The 26,931-nt window shown below is 39.7% G+C and carries 22 protein-coding genes and 2 pseudogenes; 11 read left to right on the forward strand and 13 right to left on the reverse strand.

Annotated elements, in window-relative coordinates:
- Positions 1-674: 674 nt before the first annotated feature.
- Complete coding sequence (gene dgt, locus I6E72_RS05715; protein WP_165734914.1) at positions 675-2,150, forward strand: dGTPase; 1,476 nt, start codon at positions 675-677, stop codon at positions 2,148-2,150.
- 38 nt (positions 2,151-2,188) lie between these two features.
- Here dgt and I6E72_RS19715 read toward each other — a convergent pair.
- Positions 2,189-2,320, reverse strand: a pseudogene (locus tag I6E72_RS19715) (IS110 family transposase); the annotation flags it as partial.
- A 90-nt stretch (positions 2,321-2,410) separates the two neighbouring features.
- On the opposite strand from I6E72_RS19715, the pseudogene I6E72_RS19925 reads away from it, so the two are divergent.
- Positions 2,411-2,590 (forward strand): annotated as a pseudogene (locus I6E72_RS19925) (hypothetical protein); the annotation flags it as partial.
- Between the two features lie 235 nt (positions 2,591-2,825).
- Entirely contained in the window at positions 2,826-3,272 is a 447-nt protein-coding gene (locus I6E72_RS05720) for a hypothetical protein (RefSeq protein ID WP_165734915.1), read from the forward strand.
- A gap of 34 nt (positions 3,273-3,306) precedes the next feature.
- Here the strand turns inward: I6E72_RS05720 and I6E72_RS05725 are convergent, their stop codons facing one another.
- The 8 genes from I6E72_RS05725 to I6E72_RS05760 form a co-directional block, all read right to left on the reverse strand.
- Positions 3,307-3,762 carry a GNAT family N-acetyltransferase gene (locus I6E72_RS05725; protein WP_197111415.1) on the reverse strand — a complete coding sequence of 152 codons (456 nt, stop codon included), beginning with the start codon at positions 3,760-3,762 and terminating at the stop codon, positions 3,307-3,309.
- A 52-nt stretch (positions 3,763-3,814) separates the two neighbouring features.
- Positions 3,815-4,408 (reverse strand): DUF2238 domain-containing protein, encoded by a 594-nt coding sequence (locus tag I6E72_RS05730; protein ID WP_149604942.1) that lies wholly within the window; start codon positions 4,406-4,408, stop codon positions 3,815-3,817.
- A 61-nt stretch (positions 4,409-4,469) separates the two neighbouring features.
- Positions 4,470-5,261 carry an SDR family oxidoreductase gene (locus I6E72_RS05735; RefSeq protein WP_197111417.1) on the reverse strand — a complete coding sequence of 264 codons (792 nt, stop codon included), beginning with the start codon at positions 5,259-5,261 and terminating at the stop codon, positions 4,470-4,472.
- 60 nt (positions 5,262-5,321) lie between these two features.
- The gene (locus I6E72_RS05740) at positions 5,322-5,825 is read right to left on the reverse strand and encodes an Mpo1 family 2-hydroxy fatty acid dioxygenase (protein WP_197111419.1); all 504 of its coding nucleotides are present in this window, start codon (positions 5,823-5,825) and stop codon (positions 5,322-5,324) included.
- Between the two features lie 84 nt (positions 5,826-5,909).
- A complete protein-coding gene (locus tag I6E72_RS05745) occupies positions 5,910-6,317 on the reverse strand; it encodes a hypothetical protein (protein WP_182753993.1) in 408 nt (135 codons plus the stop codon).
- A gap of 71 nt (positions 6,318-6,388) precedes the next feature.
- Entirely contained in the window at positions 6,389-7,063 is a 675-nt protein-coding gene (locus tag I6E72_RS05750) for a Crp/Fnr family transcriptional regulator (protein WP_010553509.1), read from the reverse strand.
- A gap of 3 nt (positions 7,064-7,066) precedes the next feature.
- Positions 7,067-7,738 carry a hypothetical protein gene (locus I6E72_RS05755; RefSeq protein ID WP_024608381.1) on the reverse strand — a complete coding sequence of 224 codons (672 nt, stop codon included), beginning with the start codon at positions 7,736-7,738 and terminating at the stop codon, positions 7,067-7,069.
- 64 nt (positions 7,739-7,802) lie between these two features.
- The gene (locus I6E72_RS05760) at positions 7,803-8,711 is read right to left on the reverse strand and encodes an MBL fold metallo-hydrolase (protein WP_197111421.1); all 909 of its coding nucleotides are present in this window, start codon (positions 8,709-8,711) and stop codon (positions 7,803-7,805) included.
- A 482-nt stretch (positions 8,712-9,193) separates the two neighbouring features.
- Here I6E72_RS05760 and I6E72_RS05765 point away from each other — a divergent pair, with 482 nt between their 5' ends.
- The 3 genes from I6E72_RS05765 to I6E72_RS05775 all read left to right on the forward strand — a co-directional run bounded on the left by I6E72_RS05765 (position 9,194) and on the right by I6E72_RS05775 (position 15,293).
- Positions 9,194-12,160 (forward strand): TonB-dependent receptor, encoded by a 2,967-nt coding sequence (locus I6E72_RS05765; RefSeq protein WP_165722998.1) that lies wholly within the window; start codon positions 9,194-9,196, stop codon positions 12,158-12,160.
- Between the two features lie 102 nt (positions 12,161-12,262).
- On the forward strand, positions 12,263-13,813 hold the full coding sequence (locus I6E72_RS05770) for a tryptophan halogenase family protein (protein ID WP_197111423.1): 1,551 nt from the start codon (positions 12,263-12,265) through the stop codon (positions 13,811-13,813).
- Positions 13,806-15,293, forward strand: coding sequence for a tryptophan halogenase family protein (locus tag I6E72_RS05775; RefSeq protein WP_197111425.1), 1,488 nt, complete (start codon positions 13,806-13,808; stop codon positions 15,291-15,293). Before I6E72_RS05770 ends, I6E72_RS05775 begins: the two co-directional genes overlap by 8 nt.
- A 327-nt stretch (positions 15,294-15,620) precedes the next feature.
- On the opposite strand, the gene I6E72_RS05780 is transcribed toward I6E72_RS05775, so the two are convergent.
- Entirely contained in the window at positions 15,621-18,197 is a 2,577-nt protein-coding gene (locus I6E72_RS05780; protein ID WP_197111427.1) for a glycoside hydrolase family 3 protein, read from the reverse strand.
- 238 nt (positions 18,198-18,435) lie between these two features.
- Between I6E72_RS05780 and I6E72_RS05785 the strand changes: the two genes are divergently transcribed.
- The 3 genes from I6E72_RS05785 to I6E72_RS05795 all read left to right on the forward strand — a co-directional run bounded on the left by I6E72_RS05785 (position 18,436) and on the right by I6E72_RS05795 (position 22,400).
- Positions 18,436-19,764: a GH1 family beta-glucosidase gene (locus I6E72_RS05785; protein ID WP_197111429.1), complete on the forward strand. Its 1,329-nt coding sequence runs from the start codon at positions 18,436-18,438 to the stop codon at positions 19,762-19,764.
- A gap of 32 nt (positions 19,765-19,796) precedes the next feature.
- Positions 19,797-21,323 carry an MFS transporter gene (locus I6E72_RS05790; protein ID WP_197111431.1) on the forward strand — a complete coding sequence of 509 codons (1,527 nt, stop codon included), beginning with the start codon at positions 19,797-19,799 and terminating at the stop codon, positions 21,321-21,323.
- Between the two features lie 75 nt (positions 21,324-21,398).
- Complete coding sequence (locus tag I6E72_RS05795; RefSeq protein WP_007583313.1) at positions 21,399-22,400, forward strand: LacI family DNA-binding transcriptional regulator; 1,002 nt, start codon at positions 21,399-21,401, stop codon at positions 22,398-22,400.
- A gap of 19 nt (positions 22,401-22,419) precedes the next feature.
- Here I6E72_RS05795 and I6E72_RS05800 read toward each other — a convergent pair whose 3' ends face one another.
- Complete coding sequence (locus I6E72_RS05800; protein WP_197111433.1) at positions 22,420-23,364, reverse strand: LysR family transcriptional regulator; 945 nt, start codon at positions 23,362-23,364, stop codon at positions 22,420-22,422.
- A 151-nt stretch (positions 23,365-23,515) separates the two neighbouring features.
- On the opposite strand from I6E72_RS05800, the gene I6E72_RS05805 reads away from it, so the two are divergent.
- Both I6E72_RS05805 and I6E72_RS05810 read left to right on the forward strand, forming a co-directional pair.
- The gene (locus I6E72_RS05805; RefSeq protein ID WP_197111435.1) at positions 23,516-24,463 is read left to right on the forward strand and encodes a sodium-dependent bicarbonate transport family permease; all 948 of its coding nucleotides are present in this window, start codon (positions 23,516-23,518) and stop codon (positions 24,461-24,463) included.
- A gap of 299 nt (positions 24,464-24,762) precedes the next feature.
- Entirely contained in the window at positions 24,763-25,932 is a 1,170-nt protein-coding gene (locus tag I6E72_RS05810) for an MFS transporter (protein ID WP_197111437.1), read from the forward strand.
- 111 nt (positions 25,933-26,043) lie between these two features.
- Here I6E72_RS05810 and I6E72_RS05815 read toward each other — a convergent pair whose 3' ends face one another.
- Both I6E72_RS05815 and I6E72_RS05820 read right to left on the reverse strand, forming a co-directional pair.
- Complete coding sequence (locus tag I6E72_RS05815) at positions 26,044-26,559, reverse strand: M23 family metallopeptidase (protein ID WP_197111439.1); 516 nt, start codon at positions 26,557-26,559, stop codon at positions 26,044-26,046.
- Positions 26,560-26,648: 89 nt separating this feature from the next.
- On the reverse strand, positions 26,649-26,918 hold the full coding sequence (locus tag I6E72_RS05820) for a YrhK family protein (protein ID WP_076925961.1): 270 nt from the start codon (positions 26,916-26,918) through the stop codon (positions 26,649-26,651).
- Positions 26,919-26,931 lie beyond the last annotated feature (13 nt).

The following is a 26,931-nucleotide window of genomic DNA, read 5'->3' on the forward strand; positions in this document are numbered from 1 at the left end:
CAAGTACTAAATTTACCCCAACTAGAATTTGTCTCTAGCCATTTTTCAGGGTTATCTTCATGTGAAAACACCGAAAAGCCATTACAGTCTCTTCCTCCTTTAAGATCATAAGTTAAGATAGTTAAGATGACACCCATTCTAACTTTTACGTAAATTATCAATAATAGCAGTGAGTTAAGTTTAATTCATGAAAATGAAACTACATTGACAAGATGAAAGTAGAAATAGATAGCTCGATAGAGGACAACAATTTTTATTAAGCAATGCTAAACAACTTGGCTTTACTGAGCCTGCTTTACTTTAAATAAAAAGCGGAATATTACAGTGAATAAAGGAATGAATAAATTGACCTTACGGTTACGGAGTCAAGCGAAAGTGAATGCCTTTACTTTATTGTGTGGCAACTGTATTGCCTTTCATAATATAGAAAAGCCGCAAAACACGATGCATTGATGAGGGAAAGCCCTTTTAACTTAAAATAAAGCCACTCAAACACCTATAATCCCGTCCAAAACGCCAATTGAAACAACACCAAACCAGCTTTTTATATTCTATGAAAAACACAGTAATCAATTGAACCAAAATAGGAACTCAGCTATGGTTTGTTTATCAATAAAAATAAATAAAAAACGAGTTAATCTACAGGCTCGTTATATCAATATTCAAGGAGTATTATGAACTATCAAGAAAAGCTTAAAATTAATCGGTTTAGAAAGTCATCTATTGAGGGAAGATCTTTCAATGACGAGATGGAAAGCGATCGAGGTAGATCTATAAACTCCGCTGCGGTTAGGCGTTTACAGCAAAAAACTCAAGTATTTCCACTAGAAGCAAATGCTGCGGTTAGAAGCCGATTAACACATTCATTAGAAGTGCAACAAGTCGGTCGTTATATAAGTAAACTCATTCTAAAAAAGCTTAATGAGCAAGGTATAGAAACTAATGAATATGCAGAAGGCTTTGTAAGCGCAGTTGAAGTAGCCTGTTTATTGCATGACATTGGAAACCCTCCCTTTGGGCACTTTGGTGAGGAGGCAATCAATTTATGGACAGAATCATTCCTATCTGAGGTTATTCATGATTTATATAGCGATGAAAACGACTGTGAAAAGTTAATTAAAGATCTGTGTAACTTTGAAGGTAATGCTCAGGGAATAAGGTTGCTACACCATATTCAAGAATTGAACTTGACGTATACACAGTTGGCTTGCTTAATAAAATATACGCGCTCTGCTTATGAGGATAAACCAAACGAAGATAGTCCTGAAGGTAAACTATACAAATATAGAAAAAAGAAACCTGGTTATTATTTCTCTGAAGAATGTTTATACAAAGAAATACAAGATAAATTATCTATTAGCAGTGGTTGTCGCTTCCCATTAACATATATTATGGAAGCCGCTGATGATATTTCTTACTGTATCGCAGATGTTGAGGATGCTGTTGATAAAGGTATACTGTCGATTGAAAAATTACACTCTGAAATCACAAGAATATGGAAATCTTTTCGAGGGAATGAGGGGGTCAAGGATTCCGTAGTCGATGAAGGGTACTTGCTCAAAATAGCAGATACAGCAATGGAGAAAGCTGTTAAAGAGAAATTTAATACTAATCATGTATATACATTAACTTTAAGAACAATCTTAGTTAATGATTTATCAAAATATGCGGCAGAACGCTATGTGGAAAATCATGAATCAGCTTTTAATGGAACATTAGATGAATCCCTACTAGATGGTTGTGATAAATATAACTTAGCTACGGAAACACTGAGGTACCTTTCTGTAGATAACGTTTTTAACCATAGTGAAGTAGAGAACTTAGAGCTTAAGGGTTATGCCGTTATATCTGGTTTATTAAAGATATACTCACCATTAATGAAGCTGACATATGAAAATTTTAAAGGTTTGATTGAAAAAAATAGATTGAAGAATAAGCCAATTGAAACTCGACTCTTTCATAAACTATCGAGTAAACATAAAGCAACTTACTTAGCGTCTGTTTTCACTTTGCATGATCAAAGTGAACTAACGAATACGGATAAACTTCATGAAATTTATTACCGTTCAAGACTTCTTATAGATTACATAAGTGGAATGACAGATGGTTTTGCTCTTGAAGAGTATCAAAATCTTAGTGCATCTATGTAAATTGATATAACAACACGCCCTGAGGTGGACAGCAAGCGCTAAAGCTCACTTTCCACAGCAAATTTTAACAGCGGTGATCCCTTACTTTTCAATGCAGTTAAGTAAGTTGATTCATCGTAGGGCGTATGTGTTTTCCAGCACCTAAATAGGATTAGTATCCACTTAAATGCGGACAATTAGGATGACACCCATCCTAATTATTATGAAAAAGCCAACAAAAACAGTATGAAGAGTGCATTATTATAAATAATGAATCACGCAAACTGCTCGGCTGTATTGAACCGACTTTCCTTTAAATAAAAAGCGGAACATTACAGTGAACAAAGGTATGAATAAATTGACCTTACGGGGTCAAATGAAAGTGAATGCCTTACTTCACGCTGCGGCAACTGTATTGCCTTGTTCATAATATAGAAAAGCTGCAAAACACGATGCATTAAGGAAGCGAAGCCCTTTCCTCCCCGGTAACCCCCCCTAAATAAAAGCCACTCAAACACCCGTAATGCCTTCCAAAACGCCAATTAAAACAATATCAAACACTTCTATATTCTGCGTAAAAATACAGTAATCAATTGAACCAAAATAGGAACTCAGCTATGGTTTGTTTATCAATAAAAACAAATTTAAAAACGAGTTAATCTACAGGCTCGTTATGTGTAAATGGAAGTTAAGTGTATGAATTCTAATTTTGATGAATATATTTCTAATTTAAAATCAAATAAAGAAAATTATCCAAATGAGTTATTTGAATTTGCTATTAATACTGAAAGATACGAATTAAACCATCCTCAATCTCTCCATGATTCCTGGGTTTCATCTATTACAATTGCAGAAAATAGAAATAAGGTTCGCCCATTTGAACCTTTATTATCAATTGTTTTAAACTTACTTGGGCAGCAACACGATCGTGATATTGTACTTAGCTACTCCAGTGTAAAATCATATGAAATTTTAGGCTCAGAAAATCCTTATAATTATGGTGATACTTTTCATGGTGATGTTTTAACGCATGAAATATCTACTATTGATGGTTCGTTTCATCATATTATAGAGCTTCGTTCAGGCTCTGTTTTTAAAGTGACTTTTAATAAATTCAGCTGCTTGGAGCAAGTTTACACATAACAAGAACATTATACGGAATTTGCTCTTCCCCCATTTAATAGGTATCACGATTATTTTTACCATATACATTTTCAGGGTTTATTTGCATTAGCAGCCCTGAGTTATCTATCGGTTTAAACCCGTATTGTGCATAAAGCCCGTGTGCATCAGAAGTCGCTAATAAAAAGCGCCTGAGCCCTTGCAGCTCAGGGTGCTCCACTATCGTTTTAATAAGTAACTTACTCAGCCCATTACCTTGCAAGTGCGGGGCAATAAATACATCTGCTAAATAGGCAAAGGTTGCTTTATCGGTCACTACTCGGGCAAATCCAACTTGTTCGTTATGAGCGCTGTAAACACCAAAGCACATTGAGTTATCAATAGCCGATTGCATCACGCTTTTAGGAATGCCTTTGGCCCAATAGCTATTAGCAATAAAGTTATAAATAACGTTAAAGTTAAGTTTGCTTTTGTCTGTGCTAATTGAGTAGTTACTAATGTTTGCTGTCATACGTTAGTAGTCTTTTTTATCAATGTTTTTATAAGCGTTTATATAACTTTTTCTATAAATAATCTTTAACGTTTTTTAGCTGTTTGTCGTGTACTTTTGAAAGTACTAATAGCGAGCAAATAGCCCCAAATAACGCCAGTCCCATATCTGATTGGGTATCCCACACGTAACCTTGCGTGCCTAAAAACGCTTCTGCGTTTTCGCCGCTTAACACTGCAACCCACCACTCTATTAATTCGTAAAAGGCGCTAAATGCTAAACATACCGAAATAACAAAGGTGATTAACCAGCCTCGACCATTTACTACTTTTTTGCGCAGTAAAATTTCGCGTGCTAGTAGTGCAGGTACAAAGCCTTGAAAAAAGTGTCCTACTTTATCGTAGTTATTACGCTCACTACCAAATAGGTTATCGAACAAAGGGACTTCGGCGTAGGTGTAATGCCCGCCAATCATCAGCACAATGCAATGCGCTAAAATAAATGTATATAAAATAGGAGTAAGTTTAAAGTGGCTATAGGTACTTGCTAGCAGCACTAAACCAATAATTGCGGGGATAACTTCAAGCAGCCATGTAAATTGATCTTTTGGGTTAATACCAGACCAAATTAATACAATAAAAAACAGGCTCAGCCATAAATACTTCATTTAGAATCCTTTACTAAATTGATCAAATTTACGGCATTTTACGCCTTTGAAATAAACGACGCTACCTATAGTTTGTTTTTGCGGTAATGCGATTAAACAAAGTAGGAAAAAAGCGCTTAATTGTAGGTGCCCAACCACTTAAGCCTTTACCAACAATCACTTCGTGTTTTTTATCGCTAATGGCGCGAATCATTTTTGTGGCAGCTACGCTTACATCCATCCCATTTTCTATCGACTCTTCTGGTATATTTTGCGCTATGCCTTGCTCGTTTAGTGAGTTATGCGCAATTGCTGTTTTAATAGAGCCTGGGCAAATTGTTAAACAATGAATATTATGTTGTGCTACTTCTGCACGTAGGCAATCCATAAAACCAACAACCGCATATTTAGAACCCGAATAACCTGTTCTAAATTTTGAACCTACTTTACCCGCCACACTACTAATAGACACAATTGAACCACTGCGCCTTGCCACCATAGTAGGTAATACAGCTTTAGTAAGTGCAATTAAGCCAAAGTAATTAACCTCCATTAATTGGCGATACACGTTAAAATCGTTTTCTAAAAATAAACTGCGCTGCGATACGCCGCCGTTATTAATTAAAATATCTATTGCAGGAAGATCGTTCATTTTTGCTGTTACTGTACTCAGTACATGCTCTGGCTGAGCTAAGTCCAGCGGCATAACTAAGTGCCCTTCGCCTTTAAGCGTTGCTTTTAAATCGTTTAGTTTATCTACATTGCGCGCCGATAAAATAACGCGCGCTCCAAGCTCGGCAAATTGTATAGCAAGCTCTTTACCAATACCTGACGATGCCCCGGTGATCCACACGGTTTTATTATTATATTGCATGCGTTATCTGCCCTTTTATTGTTATTTATTAGGTTTTATAAAGGTACTTAGTAAAGTATTTTACGCCTTTGTAGGACCTGCTATCGCGTTTACTTCATCTTCTAGTGTTTTGTAAAAGCCCATTAAAAATAGTAGTTCAACAGTTACGTACAAAGGGCCAATAATTAAACCAATTAGGTCATCTACAAATGCAGGTTTTTTACCTTCGTAATAGTGCCCAATAAACTGTAATATCCAGCCAAATACAAACACACCTACGCCAATACTCAACCAAGGCCAAAACGCCATTGCCGCAATAGGCTGAGCACCAACAAGGAGTAAAGTGAATATCACGGCCATAATAAAGCCAAGCGAAAAGCTCAGCATAAAATAATAAACAACCGACGCTAATACAAAAAGTTGTGCACCATCAATTACTACACTACCAAGGGGTATTTGAATGCGCGCTAGTAAACACAACGCCGCAAATACAATGAGCGGAATACCAATAAAGTGCGTTAGCACATTACGCTTAGAACGATGATATAAACCATATTTACCAAGTTGCTGTTGAAGTGTTTTCATTGTTTTGCCTTTATTTTTATATATAAAACTTACTTTAGCAAAAGTAAGCACAGCAACAATGTCAGGTATCCGACATTTTGTAAATTAAACAAATGCAGAAATTATTTTACCCGGCTCATGCTCACCTTTCATATCCGTTCGCTCGCGCCCTTTTTGATACTCTTGCTCAAGCATTTTTTGAAGTTTCTCTATTTTATCAGCAATTGCGCTAGGGTCTGCGCCCTCACTTTGCTGTTCTTTAATGAGCTCTTCTATTGTCGCTTTTAGCTCGTCTATTTTGTTTTTGTTTACACCTAAGCGCTGATAAACCAGCGCTTCTTGGGCACTTTCTAAAAATGTTGGTTCTTTAGGGGCTGAGGTAATGCCTTTAGTATCACTTGTTTTTACGTTAGGGAGGGTATTAGTTGCCGCAACTTCGCTTGGACCTGCCGCTTTATTTACTGTAGGAGAGTTATAATTACTATATTGATTTTTAAAGGTTATTGTAGTCATTAGCTCAAATCCATTGTTGCGTTACATTATCTGTAGCAATTTTGGTTCCAACTAAATAAAGCAGCCTCTATTTAAGCTTGTGTAGCACGCGCCTGTAACTTTTGTTTATCTAAAACAGTTATGCGTTGATACCCCAAACTAATAGCTTGTAAGCTAACAAGCTGTTGCAGTATTTGATTAATAGTTTGGCGCGTTAGGTAGGTCATATCAGCAAGTTGCTGCTGAGATAAAACAAGTGGTGTTAAGTGCTCTGTATGCTCGCTGAGCATTAAAAGTCGATTGCATACTTTTTGCTCAGCGCTTAGTAATGCGTGATCTTCCATTGAGGTAAACATTAGGCGTAACTTTTGTGCCAACAATAAACCAAACTCTTGCCAATATTGTGGCTGTTCGTTTAATAGCTGTTCAAGCTCGCGTTGGGGAACGTAAAAAAGCACAACATCAGTTTGTGCATATACGTCATGAGTACGCAGGCCACCATCAAACAAGGTAACTTCGCCAAACCACAGTGATGAATCAATAAAGCTCAATACGGCTTCTTTGCCTTCGTTACTTACGCCACTAATACGCACCACGCCGCTAAGCACTGCATAAATTCCATCGTGCTTATCACCTCGCAAAAATAATGATTGCTGAGCTTTTAGCGAGAGCGTTTTGCCCTGCGTTAATAAAAAGCTTTTTAAATAAGCGCTACGGTTTTTAAACCAATGCCCTTGCTCTATTACGTTTTGCTGCTGTGGAGTCATTATTTACTGCATTTGCTTATTAAATGGCTGTTTTTCGATAACCAATTTTTTAGGGAAATTTAAATCGGTTGCTATAACAAAATCATCGTAAGGATCATTACCCGAAAACAGCTCAGTTATTAATGTATCGTTTTTATAAACATTAACGGTTACACCGCTGCCCATACCGCCTGAGTTAATAATATAATAATGATATTCGCCGTTACTAAAAAATAAAATACTCTCGCCAATACGCCCTACTTGCCTGTAGTAACTACCAAATGGTGCATCTGGTGTAGCTTCTTTTTCAAGCCCTATGTCATTAACTCTACCAAATCGATAACTAAGCGATGAGTCATCTTTTGCAACACAAATAGAAAGCACTTTATCGGTAGGCTCTAACTTGTAGGCTGTACTTTCATCTGGGTTACGCACAACTTTATGCATTTTTGCGTTAATGTAGGCTGCTTCATTACTTTTACAATGTGTTGCAAGCATACCGACCACTAAAGCGGGTTCGTTTGTTTGAGCTGCTGGAGGTGTGTTTACTTTGAGATCAGTGGGTAAGTTACTTGCATTACTATTTAGCTGAGGGCTATCTTGCATTGCCATGCTTTGGTCGTCACAACCAAACAGTGCAAACAAGAAGAAAGAATAAAAGCTCGCTAAAAATTTAATGCGCATAATAAAATCCATCTATGAGAGAGCCTTTAAAATAGCGATAAAACTAGCGACCCGCAACACTCTTATGCGCAATACTTTATAAGTTTATTTTTAAACCATCTTCTGCAAAAACTACGTTACTTTTTAGTGATTTAATTAACGATTTCTTAAACAATTGCTGATTTTTTAATGACCGATTCATAAAGTGAGATAGAACCGCCGTTTTAGGTGCAGCCTCAATTAATACCTTAGTGATTTGACTTGGGGTAATGTGTAAATTTTTAGCCCCGCCTGATGCGTTTTCATCAATTGCGTTGTGCATAACCACTACATCGGCATTTTTAGCAAAGCCAGTAAATGTGCCTAACTTGTTGGTCATGTCGCCTGCAAACACAAGTTCGCATCCTGCTATACTCACTTTCCACGCTAAAGCCGGAATAGGTCCATGGTTAACTGTCATTGCATTAACAGCCAAATCACTTTGTAGTGATTGTTTAAATTCATTTTGTTTTGTTGGTGCAACAGAACGAATATCTAATTTGTAGTTTTCATTACCTTCTACGTAATCACTTAAGTATCTAAATGCGCCCTGCTTACCTAGTAACGCTTGTGCATATTCGTTAGTAGAAGCCATTACACGGTTGCCCTGGGGGCCAAATATCGCAAGTATTTTATCGCGTGATGTAAAGTAACTGCCTTTTATAAAACTAGGTAAATCGCCAGCATGATCAGTGTGTAAATGGCTTAATAATATGGCATCAACATCACTAAATTTTGCACCAGCTTTATCAAACCCAATACTGGCACCAGAGCCTACGTCAACTAACACTCTGGCTTTATTTTCGTGCCATATAAGGTAACTTGTTGATGCGCGACCATCGTCAAGCTCAGGGCCGCCCGAGCCTAAAATTTGCAAACTTACATCACTACATTGCTGCGCGCCAATACTACTAAACGACGCCATAATTAAAGCGGTTGCAGCTAACCCTTGTTTTACATTGCTCATAATTATTAATACCTATAAATAGTGTTTTCAGTTGAGTCTATGGCTGAGTGTAATAACTAATTTAAGTTTTGTCCTAGTTGAGTGACCAACGGCCTACTTATTAATTTTAGCCCTTACTAAAAGCTGATTTAAACACCTTATAAAAGTGTTTAAATAACTAAATGAATCAATAACCGGTTTTCTTATAATAAAATGTTGTTACACAACTATTTAAAACGGTTTTTTATAACCGACTGTAATTTATAATTTAAATAAAATTAAATCTAAAAAAATACATTTTAAAAACAATTTAGTCTCATTTTATTAAAACAATAGTTGACCCTATTTAAAATTTAAACTAGCATTTCTGGAAGCGCTTCCACAAAACTCAGTTGAATAAACTTTTCTGGAAGCGCTTCCATACATTTGACAATGTTTATAATTACACAATAACAGCCCCATACAGCTGTTAATAATAATGATAAAAGTGCGAGGGAAACCGAATGTCCAACCATATTGTAAGAAAAACAAAGATAGCGACCAGCCTATCTCTGATTTTAGGCGCATCAATCTCTTTACCTGTATATGCACAAGAAGCAAATACAGATGTTGAAGTAATTCAAGTTACTGGTTTTAAAAGCAGTATTAAAGAGTCGACTCGTTTAAAACGCGACGCCGCAGGTGTTGTAGATGCTATATCAGCTGAAGATATTGGTAAATTTCCTGATACCAACTTAGCCGAGTCGCTACAGCGTATTACAGGTGTGTCGATTGATCGTTCAAATGGTGAAGGCTCTAAAGTAACGGTTCGTGGTTTTGGTCCCGACTACAACATGGTAACCCTAAACGGCCGTACAATGCCGGCGGCATCTTTGCCTGCAGGCGGTGGTACACCCAGCTCTCGTGCTTTTGACTTTGCAAACTTAGCATCTGATAGCGTTAAATCGGTTGAAGTATACAAAACAGGTAAAGCAAGCATTGCATCTGGTGGTATTGGCGCAACAATTAATATTAATACGGCTCGCCCGCTCGACAATCCAGGCTTTGTTTCAAGCATTGGCGTAAAAGCATTACACGACTCAACAAACCGTGTTGGTGATGACATAACACCAGAGCTTTCAGGCTTAATTAGCTGGACCGACAGTGAAGCTAAATTTGGTGCCTCGTTAACTGCAAGCATGCAACAGCGCGATAGCTCATCAACAGGTGCGTTTGTAAATCAATGGAATACATCTGCTTTTGACGGCACAATCCCACAAGCTGCAGACGATATTGTTTTAACTAATGCACCCGCCGTTGGCCAGCTTTATTCAATGCCATCAGATTTGCGCTACACCATTGCCGACAGAGAACGCACTCGTACAAACGCGCAATTAACGCTGCAATACAGCCCAATTGACGATTTAACAGCCACGCTTGATTACACGTATTCTAAGCAAGATTTGTTCGAAGCCCGTGCTGAGCAATCAATATGGATGGATAACTACAAAAGCGCGCTAACGTTTGACGATAACACGGTAAAAACCCCTATTTACTACCGAGAAGAACGTCGCGATCAGCAAACACGCGATTTAGGTTTAGCGTTTCAAGAGCTAAACCAAGTTAACCAAAACGACTCTATTGGTTTAAACGTTGAGTACTATTTCAACTCAGAATTGAGCTTTATGTTTGATGCGCACAATTCAAAAGCCACTAGCAAACCAGATGCACCTTACGGCAGCTGGGTAAACGCAGGCTTGGGCGCAAACGTAGTTAACGCACAAGAAGTTGATTTTAGCCGCGAACTTCCATCAATGAGTATCGATTTTGATGATTGCCGCCGAGACAACCTAAATTGTAATAACACGTTAGATGCCTCTGATGTGGGTACGTCTATTTTAGATTCTAACTTTGCTCGCCAAGAGTCTGAAATTACAGAATTTAGAATCCATGGTAAATACGAAATTGAAAACGGCGCAATTGACTTTGGTATAGAGTCTCGCTCTATGGAAAGCCATTCACTGCAATCACTTACACGTAATACAATGGGTAACTGGGGTATCGAAAACCCAGGCGAACTACCTGATGGCTACCTAAACCCAACAAACTTTTTAGCTGAGTTTGACGACTACGATACATCGGGCTCGTTCAACCAAGGTTATACCGGCAGCGCATCGCAAATTGGTTACTGGGCAGGTGAAGAGTACGGCTTTAACTTTGCAGCCGATGGCGCATTTGCAACTAACCGCACCATTGAAGAAGACATAACCGCAGCGTTTGTGCAATTTACTTACAATGGTTACATTGGCGATATGCCATATAACATTGTGATTGGCGCGCGCCAAGAGTCTACTGACATTACCTCAACGGCTAATATCGATTTACCTAACGCAGTAGCATGGGAAGGTAATAACGACTTTAATGTTCGCTTTGGCTCAGATAAAGAAGATTTCACGCTTAAATCTAGCTACGATCACTTTTTACCAAGCTTTGACTTTGACATAGAAGTAATCGAAAACGTAAAAGCGCGTTTTTCTTATAGCACAACAATTGCTCGCCCAACTTACGACAACTTAAGTTCAGCAGCGACGGTTGGTGTACCAGGTGCCCCTACTCTTTTAGCGGGTTCCTCACCGGCTACTGCTTCAACGGGTAACCCTGGTTTAGTGCCGCTTGAATCAGATAATATTGATGTATCGGCTGAGTGGTACTTTGCAGAAACAAGTTATGTGTCGGTAGGTTATTACACTAAAGACATCGAAAACTTTATTGGTTTAACACCCATGACGCAAAACTACTACGGATTACGCGATGCAACAGCGGGCCCTCGCGCTCAAGCTGCCATTGCTGAGCTAGAATCTCGCGGACTTGCTCTAACCGATTCAAACTTATTTCAAATGGTTGCCGCAACAGAAAATGGCGTTGATTTTGACTCTATGACCTACGAAGAGTTTGAAGCCGCTTACGATGTAATTGCTAACAGCGATGACCCATTACTAGAATTTACAGCGCAAGTACCTACCAACAATAAAAATGCCACCATTGATGGTTTTGAAGTTGCCTTTCAGCACTTTTTTGGTGAAAGCGGTTTTGGTGTGCAAGCAAACTACACCACTGTTAATGGCGACATAGACTTTGATGTAAACGCTGACCCTACTACTACACAATTTGCACTAGTGGGTTTAAGCGATACAGCTAACTTTATTGCAATGTACGAAAACGATGATTTTCAAGCACGTATTGCTTACAACTGGCGTGATAAGTTTTTAAATAGCGCAGCTCGATACGTAAATGAGCCAGGCTTTACTGAAGAATATTATCAAATCGACTTTAATGTTGCGTACAACTACAGCGAGCAACTATCGTTTTTTGTTGAAGGCCTTAATATTACTGAACAAAACAGCCGCGAACATGGCCGTACGTCAGTTCAATTGTGGAACCTACAACAGCTAGGTGCACGTTACAATATTGGTATGCGTTACAACTTCTAAAGGTAATACAAAGTAAAGCCGTTAGTTTTTACTAGCGGCTTTTTTGTATTTAAAACAGTATTAATGCTAGTTTAATTGTTATCAACTTTAGGGTGTTAACTCATGACCAAACCAATAACAAAAATAGTCGTTTTAGGTGGTGGCACTGCCGGTTGGCTAAGCGCAGGCTTATTAGCCGCTGAACACCCGCACCTTAGTGTTACGTTAGTGGAGTCGGCAAATGTGCCTATATTGGGCGTGGGCGAAGGCACGTGGCCGTCAATGCGTAACACGCTACAACGCATTGGCATTAAAGAAATTGATTTTATAACCCAGTGCGACGCGTCATTTAAGCAAGGTTCTAAATTTATAAATTGGCGCAACCTCAGCGAGGGAGAAAACTACTACCACCCTTTTATGAATCCACAAGGCTACGAGCACACTAATTTACACGCCAGCTGGCAACGTGTTGCACCTAACCAAAAATTTGCCGACGTTGTTAATATGCAAAGCTTTGTATGCCAAGCAGCACTTGCACCAAAGCAATTACAAACACCTGAATATGCAGCGGTCACCAACTATGGTTATCATTTAGATGCGGGTAAATTTGCTGAATTTTTAAAAAATCACTGCGTTAAAAACCTAAACGTTACACATATTATTGACGATGTAACCGAGGTTATTAACGACGAGCATGGCTACATTGCCTCATTAAAAACAAATAATAATGGCGATATAACAGGTGATTTATTTATAGATTGCTCAGGCTCTCGCGCTCGTTTAATTGGCGAGCATTTTAATAGTGAGTTTATAGCGCAAGATCATATTTTATTTAATAACAGCGCTGTTGCGGCGCAAATACCTAATGCACACGCCGATCAACCAATTGCCTCTGCAACACAATCTACAGCGCAAAGTAACGGTTGGATTTGGGATATAGCCCTGCCAACGCGCCGTGGTACAGGTTATGTATTTAGTAGTAAATATCAAAGCGATAAAAGCGCAACAAGTACACTAAAAAGCTACATAGCCAAAAGCACCAGTGAGCAACAAGCTGAGCAACTTAACTACCGCGTATTAAAATTCAGCCCTGGTTACAGGCAAAAATTTTGGATTAAAAACTGTGTTGCCGTTGGTATGTCTGCTGGCTTTTTAGAGCCTCTTGAAGCGTCAGCACTTGCCATGGTTGAGCTTTCAATTAGCATGATAAGCGAGCAGCTACCGCAAAACCGCACCCACATGAGCCAGCTTGAAACGCGTTTTAATGACCGTTTTAGTACTCGTTGGCAGCGCGTTATTGAGTTTTTAAAACTTCATTATGTGCTAAGCGAGCGCGACGACACTCCCTATTGGCAAGATATTAGTAATTTAAATACCGCACCCGAGCGCCTGCAAAACTTACTTAAACTTTGGCAATTTCAACCCCCTAGCCGCTTTGATTTTATTGAAAACGAAGAAGTGTTTTCATCAAGCAGTTACCAATACGTTTTATATGGCATGGGCTTTAATACACAAACAGTATCTGCACAAAATACATTTAACGACCCACGTGCTGGGGATTACTATTATCAGCAAAATCGCGAAAAAATAGCGCAGTGTTTAAATGGACTGCCAAGTAATCGCGCGCTTTTAAATCACCTTTTATCAAATAATGGGCAGCCACATAATGACTAAAACAAACGCTGTTAAAAACGTAGTAATTGCTGGAGGCGGCACTGCAGGTTGGATGACCGCAGCGGCACTTGCTAAACTAGTTGGTAACAATATAAACATAACCCTTGTTGAATCTGACGATATTGGCACTGTAGGTGTTGGCGAAGCAACAATTCCGCCTATTCGGACATTTCATAAATTGCTGGGTATAAACGAGCAAGCATTTATGAAAGCCACTCAAGCAAGCTTTAAATTAGGTATTAGCTTTGAAAACTGGGGCGATGAAAACACGCATTATATTCACTCATTTGGCGCAACGGGCAAAGAATGTTGGGCGGGTGAATTTCATCACTTTTGGCTACAAGGTAAAACTTTAGGAATAAACAACCCATTTGGCGATTACTGCTACGAGTTGCAAGCGGCTAAAAGCGGTAAATTTGCGTTCAATCAGCAAAACCCCATTAACTATGCTTACCATATGGATGCCACACGTTACGCGCAGTTTTTACGTGAATTTTCAGAGCCATTAGGTGTAAAACGCATTGAAGGTAAAATACAAAAGGTAGTAAAAAACACTAAAACGGGCCATATAGAATCATTGATTTTAAATAATGGCGAGCACATAAACGGCGACTTTTTTATTGATTGCACCGGCTTTAGAGGCTTATTAATAGAGCAAGCATTGCATACTGGCTACGAAGACTGGTCGCATTTACTACCGTGTAACAGCGCCATTGCGGTGCAAACAAAATCAACCAGCGATACCGTATTGCCACTTACCCGCTCTATTGCCCATAAAAGCGGCTGGCAATGGCGTATACCGCTGCAAAACCGTGTAGGCAACGGATTAGTTTATTGCAGCCAATATATGGATGACGCACAAGCCAAAGCGCTATTATTAAATAACATTGAGGGCGAGGCGCTTACAGAGCCACGTATTATTAAATTTAAAACAGGGCGTCGCTTAAAAGGCTGGAACAAAAACTGTCTGGCGCTTGGCCTTGCTAGCGGTTTTGTAGAGCCACTTGAGTCCACCAGCATTCACTTAATTATGTCGGGTATTATTCGCTTTATGCGTTTATTTCCGTTTAATGGCATTACCAATCACGCCATTGACGAATACAACAAACAGCTTAAAAGCGAAATTGAAAATATTCGCGACTTTATTGTGCTGCACTACAAAGTAACTAATCGCGATGACAGTGAGTTTTGGCAGCATTGTAGTGCCATGGAAGTGCCAAAAACACTTCAGCACAAAATTGATTTGTTTAAGCAAACTGGCCGTGTATTTTTAGACGATGGCGACATTTTTAGAGTCGATTCGTGGGTGCAAGTTATGCTTGGTCAAGGTATTGAGCCTAATCAACATCATTTAATAGCCAGCATGATGAGCGATGAAGAACTCACCCGTTTTTTACACGGTATTAAGCAACAAATAGAGCAACGCGTAAGCCAATTACCACCTCATCATGAGTTTTTAAAGCAGTATTGCCCAGCATAAAAAAAGCCCTTACTAGGGCGTGTTGTCCTTTGGTGGTTGAATTTGCAGCAGCATATTTGGTTTTTAGGCAAGGCAGAGTCTATGTAGTGTGGTTATTCCCCATAAATAGGCGATAACGTAGCATAAATGCCAAACATGCGCTGCCCGTAGGGTTCTGCCTAGGGGCAATTTACTTTTTGTTGCTCGGTTTTTACTTAGCCCACTAGGTTACAAACCTCTCGCCGCGATTAAATTGCCCCTAGATTGAACAAATTTCAATCCACAAAGATCAACACGCCCTTAGGGCTTTGAGACAACACACAATAAACTTAACTTATAAGCACTCTACTACTCACACTTTATTTTTGCTGTTTCAGCGCTTTGTGGTTCAAAGCTAATATCTGCAATTGAAACGCTAAGTTCTCCTACCGTTTTAATAATAAAAGGGCTGGTTACTCTAGCAAAATCAACGCCCTTTTTAGTAAAACACGTTAAATCTATACTCATGGTTTGCCATGTATTTAAATCAGCATTTTTAAGAACATTGGTAATATCAAGCTCGCCGCCACAGCCTTGTTCGCATTTCATTGCAAGGTATGTCTGTGAGCTAGGTATTTGGTTTACTTTATAGCTAAAGCTAAGGGCCGAATTTGCTTCAATGTAGGCCACTTTGTCTTCGGTAAAGTTACTATTAATTTCGATGTAGCTGGCTGCAGTGCCATCAAAATTAAATTGCATCGCATCTTCTTGAATCGCTTTGTCTTCAGTGCGATAAGTAATGCCGCCGAGCTTTACACTGTTACTTGCTACTTGGTGCTGCTCGCTGTTTGAATTTAAAAACAAACGCCACGGCGTTTTAAAGCTGCCATTAAATATAGATAGCGGCGCAAGGTTACTAATATCAACACCTGAGTCTTCATTTAGATTATTGCTAAGCGTACTTTCATCTTTATACGTTAAGCCAAAGCCATAGGGTAATAATGGCGAGTAATCAGCATCGCCCTTATTTACTGCGGTTTGAAGTGGCGATTTAGGCCACGAGAACGACAACTTACCTTTAAAGTCGTATTGTACCTCCCCACTTGCATCCGCTAGTAAAACATCTGCAATGCCTTGTCCTTCAGTGCCAGGAAGCCATGCTGCTACAAATGCATCTGACGCGTTTAGCTCGCTGTTAACCCACATTGGTCTGCCCGATATAAACACAGATACCACCGCAATACCTTGCTGCTTTAATGTTTTTAATATTTTAAGAGAACGTTTATTGTTACGTTCAAACTCAAGGTTGTCTTTATCGCCATGCCCCTCTGCGTATGGTTCTTCACCAAATACAACAATGGCTACATCGGGTTTGGTATTAAATTCACCCGTTGGGCTTAAAATAGCGTTACCGCCAGCAGCCTCTATTTGCGTTTTTAGCCCCGCATAAATAGACGTTGCTCCGGGAAAATCTGCATTTTGATTATTAGTTCCCTGCCACGTAATACTCCAACCGCCCGATTGCTTGCCTATGTTATCGGCCGCATCGCCTGCAATCAGTATATTGCTTGATGGGTTAAGCGGTAATAAATGATTGTTGTTTTTAAGCAGTACTAACGACTCTTGTACGGCTTGGCGGGCAATATCGCGATGTGCTGGCGCACCTATTAGTTCTAATTTACCTGAATATTTTCGATTTGCGGGGCTTGGTTTATCAAATAAACCCGCGCGTAATTTAACGCGTAAAATACGTGCCACGGCGTCATCTATTCGCGCCATTGTTATTGTGCCCGCTTTTACTTGTTTAATTGTATTTTCATAAAGTGGCTTCCAAGCACCCGTTGGCACCATAAAAATATCAAGCCCGGCATTAACAGCTTGCGGGCAGCTTTCATTTGTACAGCCGGCAACTTGTCCGTGCCCGTTCCAATCTCCTACAACAAAGCCATCAAAACCCATTTTTGTTTTTAACACATCAGTAAGTAAGTATTTATTGCCGTGGTTTTTTTTACCATTCCAGCTATTAAACGATGCCATAACCGACTGACTACCTGCTGTTAAGCCACCTATATAACCTTGCGCATGAATGTTATATAACGTCTCTTCGCTATCAATGTTATCGCCTTGATCGTCGCCATCTACAGTGCCGCCATCGCCTAAAAAGTGCTTAACAGTGCTAATTACGCGTTTGTCACTTAAAAAGTCATCACCTGCTCTGCCTTGTAATCCGTTTACAATTGCGGCTGAATATTCACGTACAATTGCAGGGTCTTCTGAGTAGCCTTCGTACGTTCTGCCCCATCGGTCGTCGCGCACTACAGCAACTGTTGGTGCAAATACCCAATCTATGCCTGTTGCCATTACTTCTATTGCCGTAGCTGCTGCAATTTGCTCAATTAATACAGGATTATTTGCTGCACCTAAACCAATATTGTGCGGAAATAACGTCGCACCAATCACATTATTATGACCATGTACCGCATCAGTGCCCCACATAGTTGGAATTTTACTGCCATCAATTGAGTCATCAACCGATGCTTGATACATACTTTCAGCAAGTGTTATCCAATCGGCTGGCGTTGCATGTTTATTAGCATTCGGGAACGAGCCACCGCCATTTAAATACGAACCAAAGCCATATTTGCGCATGTCTGCAGCGGTTATATCGCGGATTTCAGGTTGGATCATCTGCGCTACTTTTTGCTCAAGCGTCATTGTTTTTAAATATTGTTCAATCGTATTTTCAATTTCAGGCGTTTTCACTACCTTACTTTTAAGCGTTGGCCAAAGTGATAAATCACCTTGCTCATGCTCAGCCTTTTTGGCTAAGGCGCCTTGGCTATTATTAGCGGTAACCTCTTGTTTATTACACGCACTTAAAACGCATAATCCTCCTATTAAGATAGGGAGCATGCGTAACCTGTTAGTGTTTAAGCTTTTTTTCATTTTTATAGCCCTGTGTTGTGTCAGTGTGTTTTTGTGAAACGCCTATTTGTTATTTAAATTTAACTATTGACCTGCTTAACAATAGCCACTAACCTAAATATGGAAGCGCTTCCTTAAAGTTATTAAATACCATCCTTAGTGATTAATCAAATTAAATATGGAAGCGCTTCCATCTATGCAATTTATAAACTATAAATAAAAGCAAAATTTACTACAAAGAAGCAGAGGTTTTCTCTTAATGAAACAATTATCTTTACCTAGTGGCTCACCACTTTTAGCCAAAAATTTTACTTATGGTGTAGCTACGGCCTCATTTCAAATTGAAGGCGGCGCAGCTGATCGCTTGCCATGTATTTGGGATACCTTTTGCAGTAAAGAAGGCAAAATAGTCGATAATTCAAATGGCGATGTAGCCTGCGAGCACTACACTCGCTGGAAAGACGATATAAACTTAATTGAGTCATTAGGTGTAGACGCTTACAGACTCTCAATTTCGTGGCCACGCGTAATGACTAAAAGCGGTCACTTAAACCCGACAGGCGTTAAGTTTTATACCGACATTTTAGATGAATTAAAACGCCGTAACATTAAAGCTTTTGTAACGCTATACCACTGGGATTTACCACAACACATTGAAGACGAAGGTGGCTGGCTAAACCGTAACACCGCTTACGAATTTGCCCATTACGCAGATTTAATTACCAAAGCATTTGGGGAACGTGTGCACTCTTACGCCACCTTAAACGAACCGTTTTGTAGCTCTTACTTAGGTTACGAAATTGGCGTACATGCGCCTGGCATTGTAGGTCGTGAATTTGGTCGTAAAGCCGCGCACCACTTATTACTAGGTCACGGTTTAGCTATGCAAGTACTTGCTAAAAATAGCCCAAATACGCTAAACGGTATTGTACTTAACTTTACGCCTTGTTACTCAGTTACCCAAAGTGAAGACGATTTAAAAGCCACTGCATTTGCTGATGACTATATAAATCAATGGTACATTCAGCCTGTAATGCAAGGTAAATACCCTGATATTATTAAGCAATTACCAAAAGCTCACCGCCCAGATATTTTAGATGGCGACATGGAAATAATGGCTCAACCGCTAGATTACCTAGGGGTTAACTTTTATACCCGCATGCATTATCAAGCAAGCGAAACCGACTTTTACCATGAGCTGCCACATAAAGCGCCAATGACCGATATTGGCTGGGAAATTTACCCTAAAGCGCTTACAGAATTACTTGTATCGTTAAACGAAAAATACACCCTACCACCTATTTATATTACCGAAAACGGTGCAGCCATGGCTGACGAATTTAAAGACGGTGAAGTGAACGATAACGACCGTATTGAATATTACCACGAACATTTAAATGCTCTACATAACGCAGCAGAGCAAGGCGTTAAAGTAGATGGTTACTTTGCGTGGAGCCTAATGGATAACTTTGAATGGGCTGAAGGATATTTAAAACGTTTTGGAATAGTACACGTAGACTACAACACACAAAAACGAACTGTTAAAGCCAGCGGTAAAGCGTACACTAAACTCATAACAAGCCGATAAATTATCGGCTTATAACAATAAGAACACACACTGTGAACAAACTCCCTTTATACGAAAAAGTCGGTTACGCCATGGGCGATGCCGGCGCTAACTTAGTGTGGCGCGGCGCGCTTGCTTATTTAGCGGTGTTTTACACCGATACATTTGGCATATCGGCGGCTGCCGCTGCCATGTTGTTTTTAGTGGTAAGGCTATCTGATGGCGTAACCGATATTATTATGGGTATGATTGCCGACAGAACGCAGTCGCGCTTTGGTAAATTTCGCCCATGGATACTCTACTCGGCACCATTTTTGGGCTTGTTTATGGTGTTGTGTTTTACTACACCCGACTTTAGCACCACCAACAAACTTATTTATGCCTACGTAACCTACATAGGTTTAACGCTTGCCTACACCGTAAGTAACGTGCCCTATTCGGCACTTATGGGCGTTATGACACCAGACGACACAGAGCGCACAAAGCTCTCTGGTTTTAGGTTTGCAGGTGCGTTTACTGGTGGTTTATTGGTTATGGGTTTTTTACCTGAGCTAGTGGCATTTTTTGGTGGCGGCGACAACGCTAAAGGCTATCAGCTTACTATGTACTTATTTGCCAGCTTACTTATTATTTTAATGATTATAACGTTTGCGACCACTAAAGAGCGTGTAACACCGCACGCCTCAAATGAAGGGAATTTAAAATCAGAGTTATTTGATTTAACCAAAAGCTTGCCATTTATAATCCTACCTTTGCTTGCTACTACCTTGTTTTTTTATTACCGCGATTTATACAGCGGCGTATTTTTTGCCCTTGTTATGGCTGCAATGACATTCGTTATTAAAAAATTACTCAATAAAGATAAGCAAAGCTTAACGGGATCACAGCGCGACATGGTTGATCTTCTGACCAACAAACCCTGGCTGGTATTACTCGGTATTGGTTTTTTAACCATGATGTTTAATGGCATAAAATACGGCGTAATTGCATATTACTTTAAATACCACGTAGCTAATGAACTCATGGCTGGGCAATACTTTATTGCCTTATTGATTGTATCTATATTAGGCGCACTTGCCACAGGTAAACTGGCCGAAATAATGGGTAAACGAAACCTCTTTATTGCATCATTAATGCTAAGCGGGTTACTCACTACTGCATTTTACTGGGTACCTAGCGATAACCTAGTTGCAGTATTTACCTTTGGTTGCGCTGCTGAATTTTTTGCCGCCATGATGCCGACATTGTTCTTTAGTATGCTTGGCGATTCAGCCGATTATTCAGAGTGGAAAAATAAACGCCGCGCAACAGGGCTTATTTATTCTGCGGGTACGTTTGTGCAAAAAACCGGTGGTGGTTTTGCAGGTGCATTAGTATTAGTGGTACTTGCAGGCTACGGTTATAACGGCATGGATGAGCTAACAATTACCCAAGCTCTACCTGGCATGCAGTTACTTATGAGTTGGATACCTGCCGCATTTGCTTTTTTAGGCGCCGCATTGATGCTTATTTATCCGCTTACCTCAGCAATGACGCAAAAAATAACAGAAGACTTAGCAATTAGACGCAGTAATGTGTAAATTAACTTTTAATGACCCTTCGCGCTTTATATTTTTATAAAGCGCGAGTAAAAACACATATAAGCTAGGACATCAATGGCGACAATTTATCAAGTATCAGAAATGGCAGGTGTGTCTTTATCAACTGTTTCAAGGGTACTTAACGACAACGACTACGTAAGCAAAAAAACTAAAAAAAAGGTATTAGAAGCAATGAAAGAGCTAGGCTATCAGCCAAGTTCTATTGCACGCTCTTTGGCATCTAGCACTACAAACAGCGTCGGTATTTTAGTTTCGGAGTTGGATGGTCCGTTTTTTGGTCAAATGATGTCAGCCATTGAAGAGCACCTTCGTATTGCGGGTAAACACGTTATTATTACCCCTGGGCACAGTGACGAAAAAAAAGAAAAAAGCGGCTTTGAGTTTTTAATAGGCCGCAATTGCGACGCTATTATTGCCCACGTAGAAGCGGTATCAAACGAGTACCTAATTGAGTTAAGTAAAGGTAAAACCCCTATTTACCTAATGAGCCGCTACGTTAAAGAAATTGAAGAAAACTGCATTAGCCTCGACAACGTAATGGGCGGCTACTTAGCCACTAAAGCCATGATCAATAAAGGCCATAAAAACATTGCGTACATAGCAGGCCCGCAGTTTAAAGAAGACGCGTCAAACCGTTTAAAAGGTCACAAACAAGCCCTAGCAGAGTACAACCTAACCTTTGACGAAAACCTATTTTACATAGGCGACTTTAAAGAAACCGGCGGCAGCGACGGCTTAAGGCATTTTATTCAAAATAAAGCGCAAATAACCGCCCTTGTATGTGCCAATGACGAAATGGCATCGGGTGCTATGAAATACGCCCGCGAACACGGTTTTAACCTACCAAAAGATTTAGCCATTATTGGGTTCGATAACGTAATTTTTACCAATTACCTCTACCCAACACTGACTACAATAGATAACCCAGTACCCGAAATGGGCCGAGCTGCGGCTAACTTAGTGCTTAAAGACATTTATAAAAAAAGCGGCATAACAGTAAAGCACGTGTTTCAGCCAAAGCTTATTTTAAGAGACTCAACACCGGATATTAATTAACTTTAAACCTAATTTAAATCTAGTTTAAATCTAAGTTATGTAATTCATTACGCACCCACTGCGTATCTAAATATTGCTCTACGTGCTGCTGCGCAAACTTTAAAAAGTTACGTGCAGCATGCGATATGTGCCTATCTGTTCGCATTACAAAATACCAATGACTCGCTAAATGAGCATCGGTTACGTTTAAAATTTTAAAACTAGTATCGTCTGTTGCAAGTACATGGCGTGATAAAACCGCAATGCCCATCCCCGATGCAACTGCAACGCGTATTGCTTCATTACTTGCCATTTGCACGCTATCGCTCAGTACTAAGCCTCGGCTTTGCAACTCGCTTTCAAATAACATACGTGTTGCTGAGCCATTTTCTCGAAGTAAAAAGCGATACTGCATTAAATCAGTTAATTTAACGGCTTTTACATGAGCTAACGGGTGGTTTAACGGCACTATAAATTCAAGTGGATTATGCAAAAAGCGCGCAGCTTGTGCGTGTTCAAGCGACGGCGGGTGGCTAAATACATAAATATCGTCCTCCCCTCGCTCAAACCTATCAAGCACCTCTGCCCTGTTACCAATCTCAAGCGGGAGCTCAACATGGGGATGTAAATTACTATAAGGGCCAAGCAGTTTCGGTAGAATATATTGCGCGGTATTAACCATGGCAATTTTACAACGGCCGCGCGATCCACCATTAAGTTCGGTTAAAAAATCTTGGTAATCTTCAAAATGCCCAAATACCTGTTGGCATGTTTTAAATAGTTCAAGCCCCGCATCGGTCACGTGTAGCTTTTGCTGTTGTATAAGGAGTAATGGCTCGCCTACTGCTTCTTGCAGCCGCTTTATTTGTAGCGATACCGTTGGCTGCGTTAGGTATAATCGCCTTGCGGTTTCGCTGATTGAACCCGTTTTAACCACGCTCATAAATACTTCAAGCAACCTAAACGATATATGTCGTAAATCCATACCTACCTCATAATTTTTATCTAATAATAGCTATTTAACAAGCAACCTATAGATAGTTATCTATAACTAACTTGTATTTATTTTATTATTTACTATACAAAGTTTTATCTACAATAACGCCACTTAATTTACCACCTAGTAAGGAAAGCCAGTGCCAGATATTGTTGTTATGTTTTTTATTTTAGGATTAGTAGCGGGTATTTTACGCTCGGACTTAGCCATTCCAAAAGCCACCTACGACACATTAAGTTTATTACTCATGTTAACCATAGGCTTAAAAGGCGGGATGGTACTGCACGGTAACTTAAGCTGGCAACTACTGCCCGAAATGGGGTCGGTAATGCTGCTTGGTGCATTTATACCCCTCATGCTTTACCCTATTTTAAAATACGTGATTAAACTCTCTGTTGCTGATAGCGCCAGTATTGCCGCGCATTACGGCTCAGTGAGTGCAGGTACATTTGCTGTTGCACTCGCCTATGCCGAGTCAGCTAAGTTGGTAGTAGGCGCAGAAGTCACCTTGTATTTAGTGATGCTAGAACTTCCTGCAATCATTGTTGGTTTATTGCTTTACCGAAAGCTTGATAAAGAAAACAGCCAAAGCAGTGAGCTATCATTAAAAGCGCTTTGGCACGAGACTCTCACGAACAAAAGTGTGATTTTACTCGTTGGCGGTGTGGTTATCGGTATGATGTACGGCACGGTGCAAGGTAGCCAAGTAACGAGTCTTTTAACAAGTAGCTTTAAGGTTGTGTTGGCATTATTTTTACTAGAAATGGGTTTAGTAGCCGCGCAAACTCTTCGCCCTATCCCTTGGAAACATTGGAAACTAGCGGTATTTGCTATTGTGACCCCGCTATTTTTAGGCACGATAGGCGTAACAGTAGGCACACTTTTAAATTTAGAATTAGGCTCAGTAGTTATATTGGGCAGTTTAGTGGCCAGCGCCTCTTACATAGCCGCGCCCGCTGCAATAAAAGCGGCAATTCCTAAAGCCGATATTGGTCTTGCTATGCTGAGCTCTCTCGGTGTAACTTTTCCATTTAATGTGATTGTTGGTATTGGTTTATATCACCACCTTGCACTAGTAATACAATAAACAAATAAGTGCTAATTTTATCACTTTAAAAAACGGTTAAACCCTATTTTACATAGGGTTTAACACTAATAAATGCTCACAAATATAAAACAATATCTACATAAAAACACTACAATAAAAAGCATAATAGATCCGATAATTTACCAAAACGATCGTTTTAAAGTTTATTTATATTGTTTAATAAAATATCACTTTACTTATTTTTAATTTGGCTCTAAATTCGCGCAAATTTTATTATTAAAGTAACCTCTCAAACTTTAAAACAGTGGTTATTTACCTTGATGAGTCGATAAACACAAATGGCCGAATCAGCCGCCACAAGCACCTCTAACAACCCTTTAGCGCCTGTTATAGGGCTGTCATTTTTTGCTATCGCATCCGGCTTTTTAATGAGCCTTATTCCGCTGTCGTTACCCGCATTTAAACTTGATGAAAACCTAGCACCTTGGCTTGCGAGCATTTTTTACTTTGGCTTACTTATTGGTGCAACCACAATAGAGCGCATTGTGGTAAAAATTGGTCATCGCTTCGCATTTATATTATTTTTAAGTTTATTAATAGTAAGTGTGCTTGCACAACTTGCACTGCCAAATACCGTTAACTGGTTAATTGCTCGGTTTGTAGCGGGCATTGCTGTTGCCGGTGTGTTTGTAGTTGTTGAGTCTTGGTTATTAATGACCAACACAGCAAAGTCGCGTGCTAAACGTTTGGGCTTATACATGACCTCACTTTATGGGGGCAGCGCCGTAGGCCAGCTTGCTATAGGGCCGCTTGGCACCGAAGGTTCAACGCCTTATTTATTTGTAGCCTCGCTATTATTTTTAGCTATTTTAGCCCCTTTATTAATAACCAAAGGTCAGCCCGAAAAACAGCACCTTGAAAAACTACCACTAAAAGAAATAAAAACACTAAGCCACCCTGCAATGCTCGGATGCTTAGCATCGGGCTTATTACTGGGCCCTATTTACGGCTTAATGCCGGTTTATATTTCAGCGCAGACTGATCAAGCTCAGTACACAGGGACACTTATGGCGGTTATTATTTTAGGCGGCATGGTCGTGCAGCCGCTTGTAAGTTACTTATCTACTCGGCTTGAAAAAAGCTTATTGATGGGTATGTTTTGTTTAGTAGGCGCAGCCGGTGCTGTGGGTATATTACAAGCAAACACTTTAGCAGGATTAATAGTGAGCTACTTAATACTAGGCGCGTGCAGCTTTGCACTTTACCCGATTGCTATAACACTTGCGTGCGACTCATTGCCAATGGCAAAAATAGTATCGGCAACTGAGGTTATGCTGCTCAGTTATAGTATTGGTTCGGTATTTGGCCCTATGCTCGCCGCAAATTTATCTGATGCACCAAACGGTATTGTGTTTTATTTAGCAGGCTGTTTAATCACTACCTGTATTTATATGTTTATTAAAAGCATTAAAAATATTCGCGCAGGTAAAACACCTGTTGCAGGCTAACCTCTAGCTTAAATACACGCTTACTTATTAACTAATTCTAGCTGTTAAATACCTTGCTTTAACAGCTAAAACTATTATTTACACAAAGGTCATTTATAAATAATGAAGTAATTATTTAGCAGTGAGTTTTTTATGTGGGCTCAAAAAAAACATCTTTTTCCACCCTTGGTTTTGCGTTGTAAAAAGCCACGGCATGGGCACTAACGATAAAATAGAATAATGTACATGAGGCTGCTTCCCTGCGGCATTTCCGGTATCGCCTAGTAACCCAATTTGACTGTTTATGCTTACAACATCACCTGCACTTACCGAGTAGTCATTTAAATGTGCAAAATAATGTATACGCCATTTAGGCCCAAGCACCGCAACCACTTTACCACCACGAGTTAATTCACCTGCAAATATAACAATCCCGTTTGTTGAGGCAACTACAGGAGTGTTCTTTATGCCAAAAATATCAATTCCTTTGTGCACACCCGATCTGCCCCAAGGCTCATACCAAAATGTATTATGGTTCCAATCTTTAGGTGTAGCACCTTGTACCGGAATCATTATTTTTTCGGGAATTAGTAAGCCTATAATTAATAAAGTAGCTATTCCAATTGCAATCCACTTAAGTACTTTCACTGCTCTATCCTTGATATTTAAATAACTTGTACTGGTAAATTATTAGCCATAGTAACTGAACTCATCATGAGTCGTATTTATGGTTTTATTTATGGAGTTTTATTTGAATGAAATACCCGACTAACATGTACTAAGCTGATCAACTTCAAAACAGGCTTTATAAGTAATTGGGCACTGCCCGCTATAAACAACCATGTGCCACTCTCTACTAAAGAGTCATTTAAAAAGAAAAAACTACCAATTAAAAACCACACGGCAATCAAAAAATCGTTAAATGCACCCAGCGCTTCATATCGACGCTGGATGGTAATATGCTCTTGCCCTAAATCTAAAATAAACTGGTTACTGCTGGAGTCCATAAGTACTGCTCAC

This window comes from Pseudoalteromonas sp. NSLLW24, from assembly GCF_015864725.1.
Classification (GTDB): domain Bacteria; phylum Pseudomonadota; class Gammaproteobacteria; order Enterobacterales; family Alteromonadaceae; genus Pseudoalteromonas; species Pseudoalteromonas arctica.

What these genes read in the sequence shown, in the direction of transcription:
- dgt (WP_165734914.1), top strand. Translation starts at nt 675, where the DNA reads ATGAACTATCAAGAAAAGCTTAAAATTAATCGGTTTAGAAAGTCATCT.
- I6E72_RS05720 (WP_165734915.1), top strand. Translation starts at nt 2,826, where the DNA reads ATGAATTCTAATTTTGATGAATATATTTCTAATTTAAAATCAAATAAA.
- I6E72_RS05725 (WP_197111415.1), bottom strand. Translation starts at nt 3,762, where the DNA reads ATGACAGCAAACATTAGTAACTACTCAATTAGCACAGACAAAAGCAAA.
- I6E72_RS05730 (WP_149604942.1), bottom strand. Translation starts at nt 4,408, where the DNA reads ATGAAGTATTTATGGCTGAGCCTGTTTTTTATTGTATTAATTTGGTCT.
- I6E72_RS05735 (WP_197111417.1), bottom strand. Translation starts at nt 5,261, where the DNA reads ATGCAATATAATAATAAAACCGTGTGGATCACCGGGGCATCGTCAGGT.
- I6E72_RS05740 (WP_197111419.1), bottom strand. Translation starts at nt 5,825, where the DNA reads ATGAAAACACTTCAACAGCAACTTGGTAAATATGGTTTATATCATCGT.
- I6E72_RS05745 (WP_182753993.1), bottom strand. Translation starts at nt 6,317, where the DNA reads ATGACTACAATAACCTTTAAAAATCAATATAGTAATTATAACTCTCCT.
- I6E72_RS05750 (WP_010553509.1), bottom strand. Translation starts at nt 7,063, where the DNA reads ATGACTCCACAGCAGCAAAACGTAATAGAGCAAGGGCATTGGTTTAAA.
- I6E72_RS05755 (WP_024608381.1), bottom strand. Translation starts at nt 7,738, where the DNA reads ATGGATTTTATTATGCGCATTAAATTTTTAGCGAGCTTTTATTCTTTC.
- I6E72_RS05760 (WP_197111421.1), bottom strand. Translation starts at nt 8,711, where the DNA reads ATGAGCAATGTAAAACAAGGGTTAGCTGCAACCGCTTTAATTATGGCG.
- I6E72_RS05765 (WP_165722998.1), top strand. Translation starts at nt 9,194, where the DNA reads ATGTCCAACCATATTGTAAGAAAAACAAAGATAGCGACCAGCCTATCT.
- I6E72_RS05770 (WP_197111423.1), top strand. Translation starts at nt 12,263, where the DNA reads ATGACCAAACCAATAACAAAAATAGTCGTTTTAGGTGGTGGCACTGCC.
- I6E72_RS05775 (WP_197111425.1), top strand. Translation starts at nt 13,806, where the DNA reads ATGACTAAAACAAACGCTGTTAAAAACGTAGTAATTGCTGGAGGCGGC.
- I6E72_RS05780 (WP_197111427.1), bottom strand. Translation starts at nt 18,197, where the DNA reads ATGAAAAAAAGCTTAAACACTAACAGGTTACGCATGCTCCCTATCTTA.
- I6E72_RS05785 (WP_197111429.1), top strand. Translation starts at nt 18,436, where the DNA reads ATGAAACAATTATCTTTACCTAGTGGCTCACCACTTTTAGCCAAAAAT.
- I6E72_RS05795 (WP_007583313.1), top strand. Translation starts at nt 21,399, where the DNA reads ATGGCGACAATTTATCAAGTATCAGAAATGGCAGGTGTGTCTTTATCA.
- I6E72_RS05800 (WP_197111433.1), bottom strand. Translation starts at nt 23,364, where the DNA reads ATGGATTTACGACATATATCGTTTAGGTTGCTTGAAGTATTTATGAGC.
- I6E72_RS05810 (WP_197111437.1), top strand. Translation starts at nt 24,763, where the DNA reads ATGGCCGAATCAGCCGCCACAAGCACCTCTAACAACCCTTTAGCGCCT.
- I6E72_RS05820 (WP_076925961.1), bottom strand. Translation starts at nt 26,918, where the DNA reads ATGGACTCCAGCAGTAACCAGTTTATTTTAGATTTAGGGCAAGAGCAT.